Annotated in this window: 1 protein-coding gene; it reads left to right on the top strand. The window is 62.0% G+C overall.

The window, feature by feature from the left end:
* Positions 1–2,222 (top strand): type VI secretion system Vgr family protein (gene tssI, locus DBR24_RS09100; RefSeq protein ID WP_146189002.1); only part of this gene is annotated, 2,222 nt, incomplete at both ends.

Raw genomic sequence — 2,222 nt, 5'->3', positions numbered from 1 at the left:
CAGCTCAGCGCGATTTACCCCGAGCGCATCTACTGCGTGCAGTACGACGAGTCGGATCTCGACTTCATCCAGCGCCTGTGCGAGGAGGAGGGGATTCACTACCACTTTCAGCACACCGCCAGCGGCCACAAACTCACCTTCGGTGATGACCAGACGGTGTTCCCCAAACTGGCGCCCGTGGCCTATCAGCAAGACTCCGGGCTGGTCGCGGACAAACCGGTGGTCAAGCGTTTCGGCCTACGTCTGGCCACGCGCACCAGCCGTACCACACGGCGCGATTACGACTTCGTCAAACCGAAGATCGAGCTGGAAAGCGATGCCAAAAGCAGCGCCCAACCCGATCTTGAGGACTACGACTACCCGGGCCGTTTCGTGGATCGCGACCGTGGCAAGCACCTGGCCAATCGGGCACTTGAACGTCATCGCAGCGACTATCGACTCGCCGAAGGCAACAGCGATCAGCCTATCCTGGTCAGCGGGCATTTCCTCGCCCTGACCGAACACGCCAATCCGACGTGGAATGACCTGTGGCTGCTCACCGAAATCTTCCACGAAGGCAAGCAGCCGCAGGTGCTGGAAGAGTCGGTGACCAGCGACACCACTGACCTGAAGGACGATTTCCACCAGGGCTATCGCAACCGCTTCAGCGCGATCCCGTGGGACGTCCCCTACCGTCCGCCGCTCGATCACCCGAAACCGAAAGTCCTCGGCACGCAAAGCGCCGTGGTCTGCGGCCCGGAAGGCGAGGAGATCTATTGCGATCAGTACGGCCGCGTAAAGGTGCAGTTCTTCTGGGATCGCGAAGGTAAGCACGATGACATGACCAGTTGCTGGATGCGCGTGGCATCCAACTGGGCGGCGGAAACCTTCGGCTCGATCAACATTCCACGAGTCGGCATGGAAGTGCTGATCACCTTTCTGGAAGGTGATCCCGATCAGCCGCTGATCACCGGTTGCCTTTACCACGGCGCGAATTTGCCGCCGTATAAGCTGCCGGATTTCAAGACCCTTGCCACCGTCAAGAGCAAGGAATACAAGGGCAGCCGCGCCAACGAACTGAGGATCGATGACACCACCAGCGAGATCAGCATCGCGTTGCGCAGTGATCACGGCGCGAGTGCGATCAACCTCGGTTATCTGACGCATCCACGCCCTAGTGGTGGTCAGCCGCGCGGCGAAGGGTTCGAATTGCGCACCGACCGCCACGGCGCAGTGCGTGCCGGGGCCGGTCTGCTGATCACCACCGAGCCACGTCCAAACGAGTCGAAACATCACAAGGATCTGCCGGAAACCGCCGAACGCCTCGCCACCGCGAGCGATCAGCAGGACGGTTTTGCCGTGCAGGCCAAAGAGCTGCAAGCGCAGGAAGCGGGCGATCAAGACGACGTGGCCAAAGCGCTGCACGCCCAGCATCAAGGCGTGCTGGGCTCGGGCCCGGCGAACATGACAGCCAACGAATTCCCTGAGTTCACCGAGCCGCATCTGGTGCTAGCCAGCCCGGCCGGCATCGCTCTGACCACGCCACGCTCCAGCCACATCGCCACTGGCGAACACTTGGCATTGAGCAGCACCGGCCACACCAGCCTCTCCATCGGCAAACGCCTGCTGGCCAGCGCCAGTCGCGGCATGCGCTTGTTCGTGCAAAGCATGGGCTGGCGTCTGGTAGCCGCTTCCGGTGACATCGACATGCGTGCGCTCAAGGACAGCATCAATCTGCTGGCCAAACTCAACATCACCGCCAATGCCGACCGCATCACCATCACCGCCAAGACCGAACTGGTGATCCAGGGCGGTGGCAGCGCCACGACCTACAACGCTGGCGGCATCACCCACGCCACCAGCGGCCCATATACGGCACATGCGGCGAACTTCGCCTACACTGGCGCGAAAAGTCTGGCCGGGGTGTTCCCGGAGCCACCGAAACCGGGCAAGGGCAACCTCGAACTGTTCAACCAGTACGCCGGGCGCCAAGGCATCAAGGAAGGCGATTACGAAGTCATCGATGCCTTGGGCAAAAGCATCAAGGGCAAGCTCGACGCCAAGGGTTTCGCCAGCGTCTCTGGCGCCGCACCGGGGCCAGCGCGCGTGTTGTTCGGCAAGGATCCGGCAGACACCTGGAGCGATGGCAGCTATATCGGCAAGCCGGAATGGCCGTTGAATCCGCCGGGCGCGGAAGACGTGCCAAGCCAGGTGCAAGCGATGGTCGCTCAAGTGTTGCCAAC

Origin of the sequence: Pseudomonas sp. HMWF006 (assembly GCF_003061205.1) — a bacterium.
Taxonomy (GTDB): domain Bacteria; phylum Pseudomonadota; class Gammaproteobacteria; order Pseudomonadales; family Pseudomonadaceae; genus Aquipseudomonas; species Aquipseudomonas monsensis.
This window is presented reverse-complemented; position numbering and strand designations above follow the sequence as displayed.